The 14750-nt window shown below is 74.6% G+C and carries 15 protein-coding genes and 1 pseudogene; 8 read left to right on the top strand and 8 right to left on the bottom strand.

The genetic code is table 11. From position 1 onward, the window contains the following. Positions 1–49 precede the first annotated feature (49 nt). Together CLT72_RS17075 and CLT72_RS17080 are read right to left on the bottom strand one after the other, a co-directional pair. Complete coding sequence (locus CLT72_RS17075; protein ID WP_101412685.1) at positions 50–565, bottom strand: DUF3995 domain-containing protein; 516 nt, start codon at positions 563–565, stop codon at positions 50–52. Next, positions 552–1013, bottom strand: coding sequence for a hypothetical protein (locus tag CLT72_RS17080; RefSeq protein WP_101412686.1), 462 nt, complete (start codon positions 1011–1013; stop codon positions 552–554). The genes CLT72_RS17075 and CLT72_RS17080 overlap by 14 nt, the downstream gene beginning before the upstream one ends. Before the next feature lie 162 nt (positions 1014–1175). Here CLT72_RS17080 and CLT72_RS17085 point away from each other — a divergent pair, with 162 nt between their 5' ends. After that, positions 1176–1532 (top strand): hypothetical protein, encoded by a 357-nt coding sequence (locus tag CLT72_RS17085; RefSeq protein WP_101412687.1) that lies wholly within the window; start codon positions 1176–1178, stop codon positions 1530–1532. A gap of 365 nt (positions 1533–1897) precedes the next feature. After that, the gene (locus tag CLT72_RS17090) at positions 1898–2233 is read left to right on the top strand and encodes a YnfA family protein (protein WP_101412688.1); all 336 of its coding nucleotides are present in this window, start codon (positions 1898–1900) and stop codon (positions 2231–2233) included. A 27-nt stretch (positions 2234–2260) separates the two neighbouring features. Here CLT72_RS17090 and CLT72_RS17095 read toward each other — a convergent pair whose 3' ends face one another. Beyond that, positions 2261–2860 (bottom strand): DinB family protein, encoded by a 600-nt coding sequence (locus CLT72_RS17095; RefSeq protein ID WP_101415233.1) that lies wholly within the window; start codon positions 2858–2860, stop codon positions 2261–2263. A 222-nt stretch (positions 2861–3082) separates the two neighbouring features. Here CLT72_RS17095 and CLT72_RS17100 point away from each other — a divergent pair, with 222 nt between their 5' ends. Then, positions 3083–4021, top strand: coding sequence for an MBL fold metallo-hydrolase (locus CLT72_RS17100; protein ID WP_101412689.1), 939 nt, complete (start codon positions 3083–3085; stop codon positions 4019–4021). Positions 4022–4074: 53 nt separating this feature from the next. Here the strand turns inward: CLT72_RS17100 and CLT72_RS17105 are convergent, their stop codons facing one another. The 4 genes from CLT72_RS17105 to CLT72_RS17120 form a co-directional block, all read right to left on the bottom strand. Then, on the bottom strand, positions 4075–4530 hold the full coding sequence (locus CLT72_RS17105) for an Rv0361 family membrane protein (RefSeq protein ID WP_158242036.1): 456 nt from the start codon (positions 4528–4530) through the stop codon (positions 4075–4077). 164 nt (positions 4531–4694) lie between these two features. Beyond that, complete coding sequence (ychF, locus tag CLT72_RS17110; RefSeq protein WP_101412691.1) at positions 4695–5780, bottom strand: redox-regulated ATPase YchF; 1086 nt, start codon at positions 5778–5780, stop codon at positions 4695–4697. A 148-nt stretch (positions 5781–5928) separates the two neighbouring features. Further along, the gene (locus CLT72_RS17115; RefSeq protein WP_199184590.1) at positions 5929–6696 is read right to left on the bottom strand and encodes a peptidase E; all 768 of its coding nucleotides are present in this window, start codon (positions 6694–6696) and stop codon (positions 5929–5931) included. A 91-nt stretch (positions 6697–6787) separates the two neighbouring features. Further along, on the bottom strand, positions 6788–7291 hold the full coding sequence (locus CLT72_RS17120) for a MarR family winged helix-turn-helix transcriptional regulator (protein WP_250102054.1): 504 nt from the start codon (positions 7289–7291) through the stop codon (positions 6788–6790). Between CLT72_RS17120 and CLT72_RS17125 the strand changes: the two are divergent. After that, a pseudogene (locus CLT72_RS17125) lies at positions 7263–8153 on the top strand (EamA family transporter); the annotation flags it as partial. The gene CLT72_RS17120 and the pseudogene CLT72_RS17125 overlap by 29 nt on opposite strands. A 129-nt stretch (positions 8154–8282) precedes the next feature. Here CLT72_RS17125 and CLT72_RS32860 read toward each other — a convergent pair. After that, positions 8283–8765 (bottom strand): hypothetical protein, encoded by a 483-nt coding sequence (locus CLT72_RS32860; protein WP_350820916.1) that lies wholly within the window; start codon positions 8763–8765, stop codon positions 8283–8285. Positions 8766–8906: 141 nt separating this feature from the next. Here CLT72_RS32860 and CLT72_RS17130 point away from each other — a divergent pair, with 141 nt between their 5' ends. From CLT72_RS17130 to CLT72_RS17145, 4 genes are read left to right on the top strand one after another with little or no spacing between them, the layout of a single operon-like run. After that, positions 8907–10451, top strand: coding sequence for a DNA-3-methyladenine glycosylase 2 family protein (locus tag CLT72_RS17130; RefSeq protein WP_101412694.1), 1545 nt, complete (start codon positions 8907–8909; stop codon positions 10449–10451). Continuing rightward, complete coding sequence (locus CLT72_RS17135) at positions 10448–10948, top strand: methylated-DNA--[protein]-cysteine S-methyltransferase (RefSeq protein ID WP_101412695.1); 501 nt, start codon at positions 10448–10450, stop codon at positions 10946–10948. Before CLT72_RS17130 ends, CLT72_RS17135 begins: the two co-directional genes overlap by 4 nt. A 48-nt stretch (positions 10949–10996) precedes the next feature. Continuing rightward, positions 10997–12814, top strand: a complete 1818-nt coding sequence (locus CLT72_RS17140) for an ABC transporter ATP-binding protein (RefSeq protein ID WP_101412696.1) — start codon at positions 10997–10999, stop codon at positions 12812–12814. Next, on the top strand, positions 12811–14682 hold the full coding sequence (locus CLT72_RS17145) for an ABC transporter ATP-binding protein (protein ID WP_101412697.1): 1872 nt from the start codon (positions 12811–12813) through the stop codon (positions 14680–14682). Before CLT72_RS17140 ends, CLT72_RS17145 begins: the two co-directional genes overlap by 4 nt. The last annotated feature ends 68 nt before the right edge of the window (positions 14683–14750 follow it).

Here is a 14750-nt window from a genome sequence, read left to right on the forward strand (position 1 = left end):
CGAGATCGTAGGCGGGCGACCGCCGGCCGGTCGGAGCCGAGGAGTCCGGTCACCCCGTGGCGCGGTGCCGCCTGCCCAGCCGCCATGCCGCCGTCGCCCAACACACCCCCCAGAGCAGGAAGAACGGCGACCACAGCAGCAGGTCCCACCACGCCAGGTCGCGGGCCAGCGCGGCGTGGGTTGCCGGCGGCGGCCGCAGGCCCGTCAGCAGCAGCGCGTCACCGACGAGGCCGTGCCCCAGCGCCCCGACCGCCCGGGCGATCATGAGTACGCCGAGCGTCCAGGCGACCGTCGACAGCAGCCGGCGTGGCAGGGCCGCCCGCCAGGGTCGCAGGGTGGCCAGCGCGACCACGACGCCGACGACCGCGGCGGCGGCCAGCACCCAGTGGCTCGCCACGAACAGCGGATCACGGGCGAGGAGCCGTTCACGCAACTCCGGCGGGAGCGGATCCTTGTCGGCCAGCGCGTTGGCCCCCAGCGCCTGCGCGAGCTTCATCGCCCCGTAGGCCGAGGCGCACGCCGCCGCGCCGTACGCGCCCACCCGGGCCCGGTCAGTGCGCGGCACGTCTCGTCGCCACCAGGTAGGACCGGACCATCGCCACGAGCAGCCCGATCACGACGAGCCCGAGGAGGCCGTGGTACCACTGCCAGCCCACGCCGATGCCCACGAACCCGTCCACGATCATGATCGTCGCGCCGGCCCCGACGGCCAGCAGCATGCCGGCCAGCGCCAGCAGCATCAGGGGCCTCGGCACGCGGCGCCCCGGCGCCGTGACCGTGGCGAGGGCGAGGCAGGCCCCCACCACCCCCGACACGGCCGCCGACCACTGCGCCGTCGCCACGCCCATCACGTCGCGGGCGTACCGATCGTGCTCGGCGGCCGCAACGACCGGGCCGCCCGGGAAACCGAGCCGGGAGTCGAGCGCGAAGGCGGCCTTGCCCACGGCGTACGCGAGGAAGAGCGCCGCCACCGCGTAGGCCGGCCATCGCCGCGCACCAGGAGAAGCATCCATGGTCCCGACGCTAGGCCCGGCGGAGGGCACGCCGACTCCCGAGCGCGAGGGGACCGCCTCCCCCGTGGAGGGGAGCCCGGTGCGTCCGGGCCGGGCACGAACGGGGCCTGCGCCCGTCGACGGCCCGCCTCCGGTGCCCGCCCAGCGGACTACCGTCGGGGCATGGACGACCACGATTCCGCGACGGATGCAGCTTGGGTGCCGGACGCGTGCACGCTGCCGACGGCCGCACGACCGCTGCGACTCGCCGAGTTCGACCGGTTCTTCCGGGAGGCGGTACGCGACGTCACGCGGCTCTCAGCGCGGCACCTGCGGTTGCGGCTCACCGGGTCGGGGCAGGCGGAGGAGGCGGCACGGGACCTTACGGCGCGCGAGTCCGCGTGCTGCTCGTTCTTCACGTTCGACCTCTCCCGCTCCGGCCCGGACGCGCTGACGCTGGACATCCGGGTGCCGGCGGCACACGCCGACGTGCTCGACGGCCTCGCCGCACAAGCGAGGGCAGCGGCCGCTGGGCGGTGACGGCCAACGGGGTGGCCGGCCGGGCGGCAGCGGCACGGGCGGGTGGTTCCCGGGTCGAAGCCCGGCGCCGGTCGCGCCCCTCCGACCACGACGACAGGGCCGGGAGGAAGCACGTGCGGGCGCGCCTCCACCGATGATCATCGCGGCGCGGAGGCGCGCCCTGCCGACAGCGTCGGCCGTGGACGGAGTCCCGTGCGACTCAGCCAGTTGCCAATATTCCGCAGTTGCCAGGGCTTTGCAATAAGGCATCGACGGCCGGTCCGGAGCGTGGGGACCTCGCGCAGGGGCTGGCCCCGCACATCGCCACCGTCGGCGACAGGCCGCCCGCCCGCTGACCAGGTGATGCTCCCGCTACCTTCGACCCCATGACAGTGGCCCGCTCCGTCCTGCTGTTTCTGCTCGCCGCGCTCGCCGAGATCGGCGGGGCCTGGCTCGTCTGGCAGGGCTGGCGCGAGAACCGGGGGCTGCTGTGGGTGGCCGCCGGGATCGTCGCCCTCGGCCTCTACGGCTTCGTCGCCACCTTCCAGCCCGACCCGAACTTCGGCCGGATCCTGGCCGCGTACGGCGGCGTCTTCGTCGCCGGTTCCCTCGCGTGGGGCATGGTCGTCGACAAGTTCCGCCCCGACCGCTACGACCTCGTCGGCGCGGCCCTCTGCCTGGTCGGGGTCGCCGTCATCATGTACGCCCCCCGCAGCGGCTGACCCACGCGGCGGTGTCGGACTCCGCCACTACGCCCGTCGGTCAGGTCGTGCCGCCTCGTCAGCCGACCTGGCGGCCTGCTCGATCTTCGCGCAGTAGGCTGCACGGGCTTCCTCGTCGATCTGGTTCTCGTGTTCGGCGCGCAACCCGGTCCGGCCGTCGAGGCCCTCGCGCAGGATATCGGCGTGCCCGGCATGCCGGATGGACTCGCCGAGGACATGGACCATGATGGCGAACAGGTTCGTGTCGGCATGAGGCTCCGGCCACCACGGCACGTGGCCGGGGGCGTCGAGGGGAAGCGCGTTGATCGTCGCGTCCGAGTGTTCCCACATGCGCCGGTAGAACGCGATGATCTGATCGCGGGTCTCGTCCTCGGTCGCCCACAGATCGCTGCCGTTGGAGTCCTGCCACCGGGGCAGCGGTTCCGGGGAAGGGCGGTCGAAGACCTCGCCGAAGTACCTGGCCTCGACGGTGGCCACGTGTTTGACGAGGCCGAGGAGGTTGGTCCCGGTCGCTGTCAAAGGTCGGCGGGCGTCGTATTCGGACAAGCCGTCGAGTTTCCAGAGCAGCGCCTTGCGGTCCCGCCGCAGTCTCCCGTGCAGGTTGGCTTTCGCGAAATCATCGATCATGCGGAATGAGCCTGCCATGGGCTACTCGTGGTCTCAAGATTTCGTACGTGCTCCGCAACGACCGGCAGAGCCGAGGCCTGGCCATGGCCGCCACCTGACCTGCTACAAGCTCGCGAGACTTGCCACGTGAGACAATCTCTTACGAAAGACGCCTTAGCGGTCCGCAGGTCGCGGGCGATCGACGGCACCCGCCGGCCGCCCGCGCGGAGGTAACGTCCCGCCATGCGCCTGAAGCTCGGCCGCCCCGACGTGAACGCCTACGCCGACCGGTTCGACGTCCCGCCCGCGGCCGAGGGCTTCGGCGTCACGTTCCTCGGCACCGCCAGCCTGCTGTTCGACGACGGCGACACCGCGGTGATGACAGACGGGTTCTTCTCCCGGCCGCCCCTGCTCAGGGTCGCTATCGGCAAGCTCGCACCCGACGACGCGCGCATCAACGCCGCGCTCACCCGGCTGGGACTGCGCCACGACGATGGTGGACGCCGGCTGGCGGCCGTGATCCCCGTACACACTCACTTCGACCACGTCCTGGACTCCGCGACCGTCGCCCTGCGCACCGGTGCGGCGCTCACCGGTGGCCCGTCCGCGGCCTGGGTCGGCCGAGGAGCCGGCCTCGCCGACGACCGCATCCAGGTCGTCACGCCCCGCGAGCCGGTGGCCCAGGGTCCCTTCGCCCTCACGTTCGTCGAGTCCGCGCACTGCCCACCGGATCGCTTTCCCGGTGCCGTCACCGCGCCCGTGGTGCCCCCGGCCAGGGCCGCCGCCTACCGGTGCGGTGAGGCGTGGTCGGTGTTCGTCGCGCACACGAGCGGCCGGACGGCCCTGGTCCAGGGCAGCGCGGGCTACCTGCCGGGAGCGCTGGACGGATGCCGGGCCGACGTGGTCTATCTGGGCGTCGGCCAGCTCGGCGCGCAGGACGAGGACTACATCCGCACCTACTGGGCCCAGACCGTACGGGCCGTCGGGGCCCGGCGCGTGGTCCTCATCCACTGGGACGACTTCTTCCGTCCGGTCGACCGTCCGCTCCGCGCCCTGCCGTACGCGGGCGACGACCTCGACCGCACCATGCGCGTCCTCGTCCGACTGGCCGAGCACGACCGGATCGCGCTGCACCTGCCGACCGCGTGGCGCCGGGAGGATCCCTGGGCGGGACTCGGCTGACCTCCCGCACCGCCGGGGACGGCCGGCATCCGGCGTACGGGCTCGACCCGCACTCAGTACGGCTGGCCGCACACCTTCCAGGCCCCGTCCTCCTTCACGAGCATGAACGTGTGCTGGTCGGTGAAGCCGCTGTCCAGCGTCAGGGCCATGTTCACCGTCGCCGACGTGCGGCCGTTGACGCTCGACACGTTGACGCCGTTGACCTTGTGACTGCGGATCTTCGCCTGCTGGGCGACACCCTGGGCGAACGCCTCCCTTGTGTATCCGCCGCGCGTGTCGCCGCACAACAGCTCGTACGCCGCGTCCGGATCGCCGGCCTCCAGGTGGCTCACGAACGACTCGGCGGCCTGCCGCGCCGGATCCGTCGCGCCCTTGACCCCCTTGTACAGGAAGAAGCCGCCGATGCCGGCGCCGCCGCAGCACAGCACGACGACCACGCCGACGACGATCAGGACGGTGCGCAGCGTGCGCCGCTTCGGCGGTTGGGGCACCTGGTACGGATGGGTCATGGCTCGTGAGGGTAGGGGATGCGAGCAATCCCTCGCGTCGTGGATCAGTCCGGCAGGCATCACCCTGCCCGCTGACTCGTCGCGCCCAGCGTTGGGTACGGGCCCTCGATGAAGCGATGGCCCAGGGCGAGGGCACCACACCTCGACCAGGGCGAACAGGAATTTCAGACGTTGAAGCGGAACTCCACGACGTCGCCGTCCTGCATGACGTACTCCTTGCCCTCGATCCGGACCTTGCCGGCGGCCTTGGCCGCCGCCATCGATCCGGCCGCGACGAGGTCGGCGAAGGAGACCACCTCGGCCTTGATGAAGCCGCGCTGGAAGTCGGAGTGGATGACCCCTGCGGCCTCCGGGGCGGTCGCGCCGACCGGGATGGTCCAGGCGCGCGCCTCCTTGGGGCCGGCGGTGAGGTACGTCTGGAGCCCGAGCGTGCGGAACCCGACGCGGACGAGCTGGTCCAGGCCCGGCTCGGGCTGGCCGATCGACTCCAGCAGCTCGCGGGCCTCCTCCTCGGGCAGGTCCACCAGCTCAGACTCGATCTTGGCGTCCATGAAGACCGCCTCGGCCGGGGCGACCAGGGCGCGCAGCTCGTCGAGGAACTCGGCGTTCCCCAGCTCGGCCTCGTCGACGTTGAAGACGTAGAGGAAGGGCTTGGTGGTGAGCAGGTGCAGCTCGCGCAGGTGCTCCAGCTCGATGCCCGCGTCCTTGGCGCCCGCGTAGAGGGTGACGCCGGTGTCGAGCAGCTCGACGGCCCGCTTGGCGGCGGCGACGGCGGCGGCCCGGTCCTTGCGGAGCTTGGCCTCCTTCTCCAGCCGGGGCAGCGCCTTCTCCAGCGTCTGGAGGTCAGCGAGGATCAGCTCGGTGTTGATCGTCTCGATGTCGTCGGCCGGGGAGACCTTGCCGTCGACGTGCACCACGTTGGGGTCGGAGAAGGCACGGACGACCTGGCAGATCGCCGACGCGTCGCGGATGTTCGCCAGGAACGCGTTGCCCCGGCCCTGCCCCTTGGAGGCGCCGCGCACCAGGCCGGCGATGTCGACGAACGACACCGGGGCGGGCAGCACCTTCTGCGAACTGAAGATCTCGGCGAGCGTGTGCAGCCGCTCGTCCGGCAGCCCGACGACGCCGACGTTGGGCTCGATGGTGGCGAACGGGTAGTTCGCCGCGAGCACGTCGTTCTTGGTCAGCGCGTTGAACAGGGTGCTCTTGCCGACGTTGGGCAGGCCGACGATGCCGATGGTGAGACTCACGACGAGCCAGCTTACGCCGGTGCCCCACGCTCCCGGTCAGGCAGGCCGGTGCACCGGGTCCACGCCCACCGATCCTGGTACGGAACAGCCCCCGATGAGGGGCGCTCCCGCACCAAGATCGGCCAGGGGTCCGGACGGCCCGGGCGGCTCAGGCGAGCAGGCGGGGGGCGATCGGGGTCTCGCGGGCCGTGCCGTCCTCGGCGCGGCTGACCTCGTACGCCGAGACGCCCTCGCGGTCCGCGACCGCCTCGACCAGCCGGGTGCCCCGGTAGAGCAGGCCGGTGCCGTCGTCGGTGCAGTGGGCGGTCGGCAGCGTGCCGTCGGCGACCAGCCGGTGCATCAGCGGCCGGCGCTGTTCCTCGCTGTCGTAGTGCACGCCGTTGCCGTAGGGCAGCCAGCCCAGCCCGTCGGTGAAGCCGCGCAGGGTGGTGCCGAAGCTGTCGGTGGCCCCGCCGGCGTGCCAGCAGATCGAGCCGGCGGAGACGCCGCCGAGCACCACGCCGGATTCCCAGCACTCGCGCAGGATCTCGCCGAGGCCGTGCACCCGCCAGACCGCGCAGAGGTTGGCGACGCTGCCGCCGCCGACCCAGATCACGTCCTGGGCGAGCAGGTGGGCGCGGAGGTCGTCGACGTTGGGCATCGGGAACAGCGCCAGGTGCGTCATCCGGAACCGGCTGCCGGCGAACGCCTCGTAGACCCGGGCGAGCGTGGTCGGCTGGTCCCCCTCGGCCTGGTTGAGGAAGCAGATCCGGGGCTCCGACCCGGCCCCGGCCAGCTCGGCGGCGAGGTCGAAGACGGGGTTGACCCGCCGGGGCCCGCCCTCGTGGCGCGGCGCGTAGATGCCCATGCTGGTGGCGAGGATGGTCGGTTCGCTGGCGGGCACGGTCGTCCTTCCGTCGGGGTCGGCGCTGCCCATCCTGCCTGAGGACGGTCCCCCGCCGCTCGGCGCCCGGGACGGTCGCCCGCCCAGGGCTGCCGCCCGTCGCCGCCGGGGTCCGCGCCGCCGCTCAGCGTCCGCCGTCGGTGACCGCGCCCAGCAGCGTACGCAGCAGGTCGGCGAGGCGCCGCTGGTCCTCGGCGGGCAGCGCGTCGAGCAGCCGGCGCTGGACGGCCAGCCCCGCCTCGGCGGCCTCCTCCACGAGTTCGAGGCCGGCGGGGGTGAGCGTGACCTGGAGCCCGCGCCGGTCGGCCGGGTCGGGTGAGCGGCGGACCAGCCCGGCGCGCTCCAGCCGGTCGAGCCGGCCGGTCATCCCGCCGGAGGTGAGCATCAGCGAGGCGGTGAGCGCCTTCGGCGCCAGCGTGTAGGGGGCGCCGGCGCGGCGCAGGGCGGCGAGCACGTCGAACTCGCCCCGGCTGATCGACCAGCGGGCGTAGGTGCGCTCCTGCTCGTCGCCGACGAGGCGGGCCAAGCGGTAGATCCGGCCGAAGACCGCCATCGGCTCGGGACGCATCCCGGGTCGCTCCCGCCGCCACTGCTCGACGATGCCGTCGACGTCGTCCCGCTCGGTCACCCCCGGATTGTGCCGCACCTCGCACTCCCCTCTTGTCTCGTCGCAAAGTAGCTTAGTAGCAAGATACTTGGCATCAAGCATTCAGGGAGGAACCGTGGACCGACGCTGGCCTGACGTCCTGCTCACCGCCGCCGCGCCGACCGCGTGGGGCACGACCTACCTGGTCACCAGCGAGCTGCTGCCGCCGGACCGGCCGCTCTGGTCCGGCGCGATCCGGGCCCTCCCCGCCGGCCTGCTGCTGCTGGCGCTGACCCGGCACCGCCCGCGCGGCGCCTGGTGGTGGCGCTCGGCCGCGCTCGGCGCGCTGAACATCGGGGCGTTCTTCCCGCTGCTCTTCTTCGCCGCCTACCACCTGCCCGGGGGCACCGCCGCCGTGCTCGGCGCCACCCAGCCGCTGCTGGTGGCGGGGCTGACGGTGCTCGCGCTGCACGAGCGGCCCCGCCCCCGGGCGCTGGCCGCCGCGCTCGCCGCGCTGGCCGGTGTCACCCTGGTCGTGCTGCGCCCCGACGCGGGCCTCGACCCGGCCGGCGTCGCCGCCGGGCTGACCGCCACCGCCGCGATGGGCGCCGGTCTGGTGCTGACCCGCCGCTGGGGCCGCCCGCCGGGCGTCGGCACGCTCACCGCCACCGGCTGGCAGCTCACCGCCGGCGGGCTGATGGTGGTGCCGGCGGCCCTGCTCGTCGAGGGGACGCCGCCCGTGCCCGACCCGCCGGCGCTGGCCGGCTACGCGTGGCTGACGCTCGCCGGGACGGCGCTGGCGTACGCGCTGTGGTTCCGGGGCGCGGCCCGGTTGCCGGTCACCCAGGTCTCGCTGCTCGGCGCCCTCAGCCCGCTGACGGCCGCCGCGCTCGGCTGGGCCGTGCTCGGGCAGGCGCTGACCGGCTGGCAGCTCGTCGGCTTCGCCGTGGCGGTCGGCGCCACCGTGGCCGGGCAACTGCCGGCACGCCCACCCCGCCCGGCGGGGTCGGTCGCGGTGGCCCCGGCCGGCGGGTCAGTCGCGGGGGCCCGCCTGGCGGGGAACCACGGCCTCGATGCGCAGGGCGCCGGGGGCCAGCTCGCCGGCGGCGGCCAGCGGCAGGGTGAAGCGGGCCTCGGCGGCGGGGCCGGCCGCGTACGACTCGCGGAGCATCCAGCGCACCTCGTCGGCCGTCCAGCCCAGCCCGGGGCGGCCGGCGATCTCCCGGACCAGGCGCAGCGCCACCCGGGTGTCGTCGTCGTAGAACCGCATGCACCAGTGGTGCACCCACATGCCCAGCGCGCGGAGGCCGTCGGCGTCGAGCGACCGCACGAGCCGACCGCAGGCGGTGTCGCCGAACGCCCGCCCCGGGTCGCCACCCCGGTCGCGTTCGATCGCGCCGACGGCGGCCGGGGCGACCGCGCGCATCCGCTCGTAGAAGCGCTGCACCACCACGCCGTCCAGCGGTGGGTGCCCGTCCCGTGCCGACGCCGCCTCCCGACCCGCCACGCTCGCCATCGCCGCACCCCTTCTTGAGTTGGTGGCCGGACGGTACCGGCCACAACCGACACTTTCGGCGCCGGAAGTCGGCTTCGCGCCCGCACGGCCACGTCCGATTCCCGCGAGCCGTGGGCGCCGGGCAGGGGCATCATCGGTGACGTGGAGTTGGACTTCGAGCGGTGCTACCGGGCGGTCGACAGCCGCGACCAGCGGTTCGACGGCTGGTTCTACACGGGCGTCACGTCGACCGGGATCTACTGCCGGCCGTCCTGCCCGGCGACGACGCCGAAGCGGCAGAACGTCCGGTTCTTCCCGTCGGCGGCCGCCGCCCAGACGGCGGGGCTGCGCGCCTGCCGGCGCTGCCGGCCGGACGCCGCCCCGGGCTCGCCCCAGTGGGACGTACGGGCCGACGTGGTCGGCCGGGCCATGCGGCTGATCGCCGACGGGGTGGTGGACCGCGACGGCATCCCGGGGCTGGCCGCCCGGCTCGGGTACACCGAGCGGCACCTGCACCGCATGCTGCGGGCCGAGATGGGCGCCGGTCCCCTGGCCCTGGCCCGGGCGCAACGCGCGCAGACCGCGCGCACCCTGATCGAGACGACCGGGCTCGGCATGGCGGAGATCGCGTTCGCCGCCGGGTTCGGCAGCGTCCGGCAGTTCAACGACACGGTCCGGGAGGTGTACGGCAGGGCCCCGTCCGAACTGCGCACCGCGCGCGGGCGGTCGGTGGCGCCGGGCGGGGCGGGCACGATCACGCTGCGCCTCGCGTACCGCCCGCCGTTGCACGCCCGGGCGCTGCTGGACTTCCTCGCGCTGCGCGCGCTGCCCGGCGTCGAGGAGGTGCGCGACGGGACGTACCGGCGCGGCCTGCGGCTGCCGCACGGTCCGGGCGAGGCGTCCCTGACCCCGGCGGACGGGCACGTGAGCGCGACGCTGCGGCTGACCGACATGCGCGACCTCGCCCCCGCCGTGGCCCGCTGCCGCCGCCTGCTCGACCTCGACGCCGACCCGACCGCCGTCGACGGCACCCTCGCCGCCGACCCGGCGCTGGCCGGGGCGGTCGCCGCCGAGCCCGGCATCCGGCTCCCCCGCTCGGTCGACGGCTTCGAGATGGCCGTACGCGCGGTCGTCGGCCAGCAGGTCTCCGTCCGCTCGGCCCGCACCACCCTCACCCGCCTCCTGACCCACCTGCACCCACCCACCCCCGGCCCCGGCGACGTTGATCAAGAGGTTCGGGCACCCGCTGAGCGCTCTCGGGAGCCCGAACCTCTTGATCAACCAGCCGAGGGCGCGGGGAGTGGCAAGGGGACCGGGCGGGTGGGCCGGTTGCGGGGGTTTCCCACCGCCGAGGAGGTGCTCGGGGTGCCAGACGAGGTGTTCGGGATGCCGGCGGGGCGGCGGGAGACCCTCCGGGCGCTGGCGGGGGCCGTCGCCGACGGGTCGCTGGACCTGGCGCCGGGGGGCGACCGCGAGGAGACCGTACGGCGGCTGCTGGCGCTGCCCGGGATCGGGCCCTGGACGGCGGGCTACGTGGCGATGCGCGCCCTCGGCGACCCGGACGTCCTGCTCCCCACCGACCTCGCCGTACGCCGGGGCGCCGCCGCCCTCGGCGTCCCCGCCGCCCCCCGGACCCTCGACACGTACGCCGACCGCTGGCGCCCCTGGCGCTCCTACGCGGTGATCCGACTCTGGAGAGCAGGATGAGCATGAACGACAGCACCGTCATCGACACCCCCGTCGGGCCGCTCAGCATCGTGGCCGGCCCGGACGGCGCGGTCCGGGCGGCGGGCTTCACCGGCGACCCGGAGAGCCTGCTCCCCCTCGTGCACCCGACCCTGCGGGCGCCGCTGCGGCACCGGGGCGACCTCGGCCCGGTCAGCGCCGCCGTGGCGTCCTACCTGGACGGCGACCTGGCCGCGATCGACGCCGTGCCGGTGCGGCAGCACACGGGGGGCGCGTTCATGGCGCACGCCTGGCAGGTGCTGCGCGAGGTGAAGCCGGGTGACCCGGTGACCTACACCGGTTTCGCCGGGCTGGCCGGCCGGCCCGCCGCCGTACGCGCCGCCGCGGCGGCCTGCGCCCGCAACGCCGCCGCCCTCTTCGTGCCCTGCCACCGGGTGCTGCGCACCGACGGGGCCCTCGGCGGCTACCGCTGGGGGCTGGACGTGAAGAAGTGGCTTCTCGGGCACGAGCGACCATGACGGGAAGCCGACACCTGCGCCGGGGCCGTTTGAGGCTACCGTCGGGTAGTGCCTGCGGAAGGTGACGGTAACCCGGCCTCCCGGGTGGAGGCCGGCCGGCACCCCCTGCACAACCTCTGGCGGCTGCGCCACTACCTGCGCCCGCACGCGGCGGAGTTCGGCTGGCTGCTGCTGGCCGGCCTCGCCGCCACCGGGGCGGGCATCGCCGTACCGCTGGTCGCGCAGCGGGTCGTGGACGGCCCGGTGGCCCGCCAGGACCCGGGCGGGCTGTTCCGGCTGGCCGGGCTGGCGCTGCTGCTCGGCCTGGTCGAGGCGCTGCTGATCTTCATCCGGCGCTGGGTACAGTCGTCGTCCTCGATGCGGATCGAGGCGGCCATCCGCGAGGACGTCTACGCCCACCTGCAACGGCTGCCGGCCAGCTTCCACGACCGCTGGCAGTCCGGCCAGTTGCTCTCCCGGGTCACCAGCGACCTGTCGGTGCTGCGCCGCTTCCTCTCCTTCGGCCTCTTCTTCCTGATCCTCAACCTGGTGACCTACCTGGCCGTGGTGGTGCTGCTGATCCGGCTGCATCCCGCGTTGGGGCTGCTGGTGGCGGGCAGCGCGGTGCCGCTGTTCCTGATCAGCCGCCGCTTCGCGCGGCACTACCACGCGGCCTCCCGCCGGATGCAGGACCAGCAGGGCGACGTGGCCACCCTCGTCGAGGAGACCGCGCAGGGGCTGCGCACGATGAAGGCGTACGGGCGGGGGCCGGAACTCGCCGCCCGCTTCGGCGTCGACGCGCGGGCGCTGCACGACACGGGGGTCGCCAAGGGCCGGCTGCTGGCCCGCACCTCCGCCCTGCTCGACCTGGTGCCCAACCTGACCCTCGGCGTGGTCCTGGTCGCCGGCGCGGCGGCCGCCGCGGGCGGGGTGCTGACCATCGGCGAACTGGTCGCCTTCGTCAGCCTCCAGCTGATGCTGATCTGGCCGGTGCAGTCGCTGGGCTGGATCATCGCCAACGGCCAGGAGGCGGCCACCGCGGCCGACCGGGTGCGGGAGGTGCTGGACACTCCGCCGGCCATCGAGGACGCCCCGCACGCGCTGGCCCCCCGCCGCGCCGACGTACGCGGGCGGCTCCGCTTCGAGCGCGTGTCGTTCCGCTACCCGGGCACGGCCGCACCGGTGCTGCGGGAGATCGACCTGACCGTCGAGCCGGGCGAGACCGTGGCGCTGGTCGGGGCGACCGGCTGCGGCAAGAGCACCCTGCTCTCCCTGGTGCCCCGGCTGCACGAGGTGACCGGCGGGCGGATCACCCTCGACGGGCACGACCTGCGCGAGCTGCGGCTGTCCGCCCTGCGCCGGCTGGTCGGGGTGGCCTTCGAGGAGCCGACGCTGTTCTCCATGTCGGTCTGGGAGAACGTCACGCTCGGCCGACCGGAGGCCGGCGAGGACGAGGTGCGCGCCGCCCTCGCCCTCGCCCAGGCCGACTTCGCGTACGAGCTGCCGTGGGGGCTGGCGACCCGGGTGGGCGAGCAGGGACTGTCGCTCTCCGGCGGGCAACGGCAGCGGCTGGCGCTGGCCCGGGCGGTGCTCGGCCGGCCCGCCCTGCTCGTGCTGGACGACCCGCTCTCCGCGCTCGACGTGCACACCGAGGCGCTGGTCGAGACGGCGCTGCGGCGGGTACTGCGCACCACCACCGCGCTGCTGGTGGTGCACCGGCCCTCCACGATCGCCCTCGCCGACCGGGTGGCGCTGCTGGAGGAGGGCCGGATCACCGCCGTCGGGCGGCACTCGGAGCTGCTCGCCGGTGTGCCGGCGTACCGCGCGGTGCTCTCGGCCGAGCCCACCCCCGCACCGCCCGGCGACCGCGGCCTGGTGCGTTCGTGACCGGCGACGCCGGCCGGCCCCCGGGCGGGGCGCACCTCGCGCGGTGGCGCGGCGTCGCCACCGACCCGGACGCGGACCGCAGCCACGCCGAGGACACCGCCCCCGAGGCGGTGGCCCGGCTCCGGGCCCGCAGCCGGGTGCTGCTGCGCGACCTGCTGCGCCCGCACCGGCGCCGCCTCGGGCTGGCCGTCGCGCTGCTGCTCGGCCAGAACGCCGCCGCGATGGCCGGGCCGTACCTGGTGATGCTCGGCATCGACCGGGCGATCGCGCCGCTGCGGGCCGGCGAGCCCGGCCCGCTGATGGCCGTCGCCGCCGGGTTCGCCGCCGCCACCGCCGTCGAGTACGTCGCCCGCCGGGGCTTCCTCACGCTCTCCGCGCGGATCGGCCAGGCCGTCCTGCTCGACCTCCGCCAGCGGGTGTACGCGCACTTCCTGCGCCTGTCGGTGGCGTTCCACGAGCGCTACACCTCCGGCCGGATGGTCTCCCGGCTCACCAGCGACCTGGACTCCATCGGCGAGCTGGTCGGCGGCGGCATCGACGGCGTGGTGCTGGCCGTGCTGTCGATCCTGTCGATCGCCGGCATCCTGCTCTGGCTCGACCTGCCCCTGGCCGCGGTGACGCTGCTCGCGTTCCCGTTCCTGATCTGGCTGAGCCGCTGGTTCGCGCGGGCGTCGGCCGACGCGTGGCGGCGCACCCGGGAGACGGTGGCGCTGGTCATCGTCCACTTCGTCGAGTCGATGCGTGGCATCCGGGCGGTGCAGGCGTTCCGCCGGGAGCCGCGCAACCAGGAGATCTTCGGGACGGTCAGCGACGACTACCGGCGGGCCAGCCGCGACGCGTTCCGGCTGATCGCGACGTACTCGCCGGGGATCAAGGTGATCGGCAACGTCACCGTGGCGGTGGTGCTCTGCTACGGCGGCTGGCGGGTGCTGGGCGGGTCCACCGGGATCGGGGTGCTGGCGGCGTTCCTGCTCTACCTGCGGCGGTTCTTCGAGCCGATGCAGGAGCTGAGCCACTTCTACAACTCGCTCCAGTCGGCCACCGCCGCTTTGGAGAAGCTCGCCGGGGTGCTCGACGAGCGGCCGTCGGTGGCCGAACCGGCCCGGCCCGTGCCGCTGCCCACCGGGCCGGGCCGCGGCGCGGTCGCCTTCCGGTCGGTCACCTTCGGCTACCGGCCGGACGCGCCGATCATCGCCGGGCTGGACCTCGCCGTCCCGGCCGGCCAGACCGTGGCGCTGGTCGGGGCGACCGGCGCCGGCAAGTCGACCGTCGCGAAGCTGCTCGCCCGGTTCCACGACCCGGTGTCGGGGGCGGTCACCCTCGACGGGGTCGACCTGCGCGAGGTCGCCGACGCGGAGCTGCGGCGCGCCGTCGTGCTGGTGACCCAGGAGACCCACCTGTTCGGCGGCACGGTCGCGGAGAACATCCGCTTCGGCCGTCCCGGCGCCGACGACGCCGCCGTGGAGGCCGCCGCGCGGGCCATCGGCGCGCACGACTTCATCGCCGCCCTCCCCGACGGGTACGCCACCGAGGTGCGGCGGCGCGGCGGCCGGCTCTCCGCCGGGCAGCGGCAACTGGTCGCGTTCGCCCGGGCGTTCCTGGCCGACCCGACGGTGCTGGTCCTGGACGAGGCGACCTCGTCGCTGGACGTGCCCACCGAGCGGCTGGTGCAGCACGCCCTCGGCACCATCCTGGCCGACCGCACCGCTCTGGTGATCGCGCACCGGCTCTCCACCGTGGAGACGGCCGACCGGGTGCTGGTGCTCGACGCCGGCCGGATCGTCGAGGACGGTCCGCCCGCCCGGCTCGCCGTGGCCGACGGCCGGTACGCCGCCCTGCACCGACAGTGGCGCGACTCCCTGGTGTGAGCCCCGGTCGGTCGCGGTCGCCCACGGCCGACGGCCCCCACCATGATCGTCGATGCCACTAGACTCAC

It is taken from the genome of Micromonospora sp. CNZ309, from assembly GCF_002846525.1.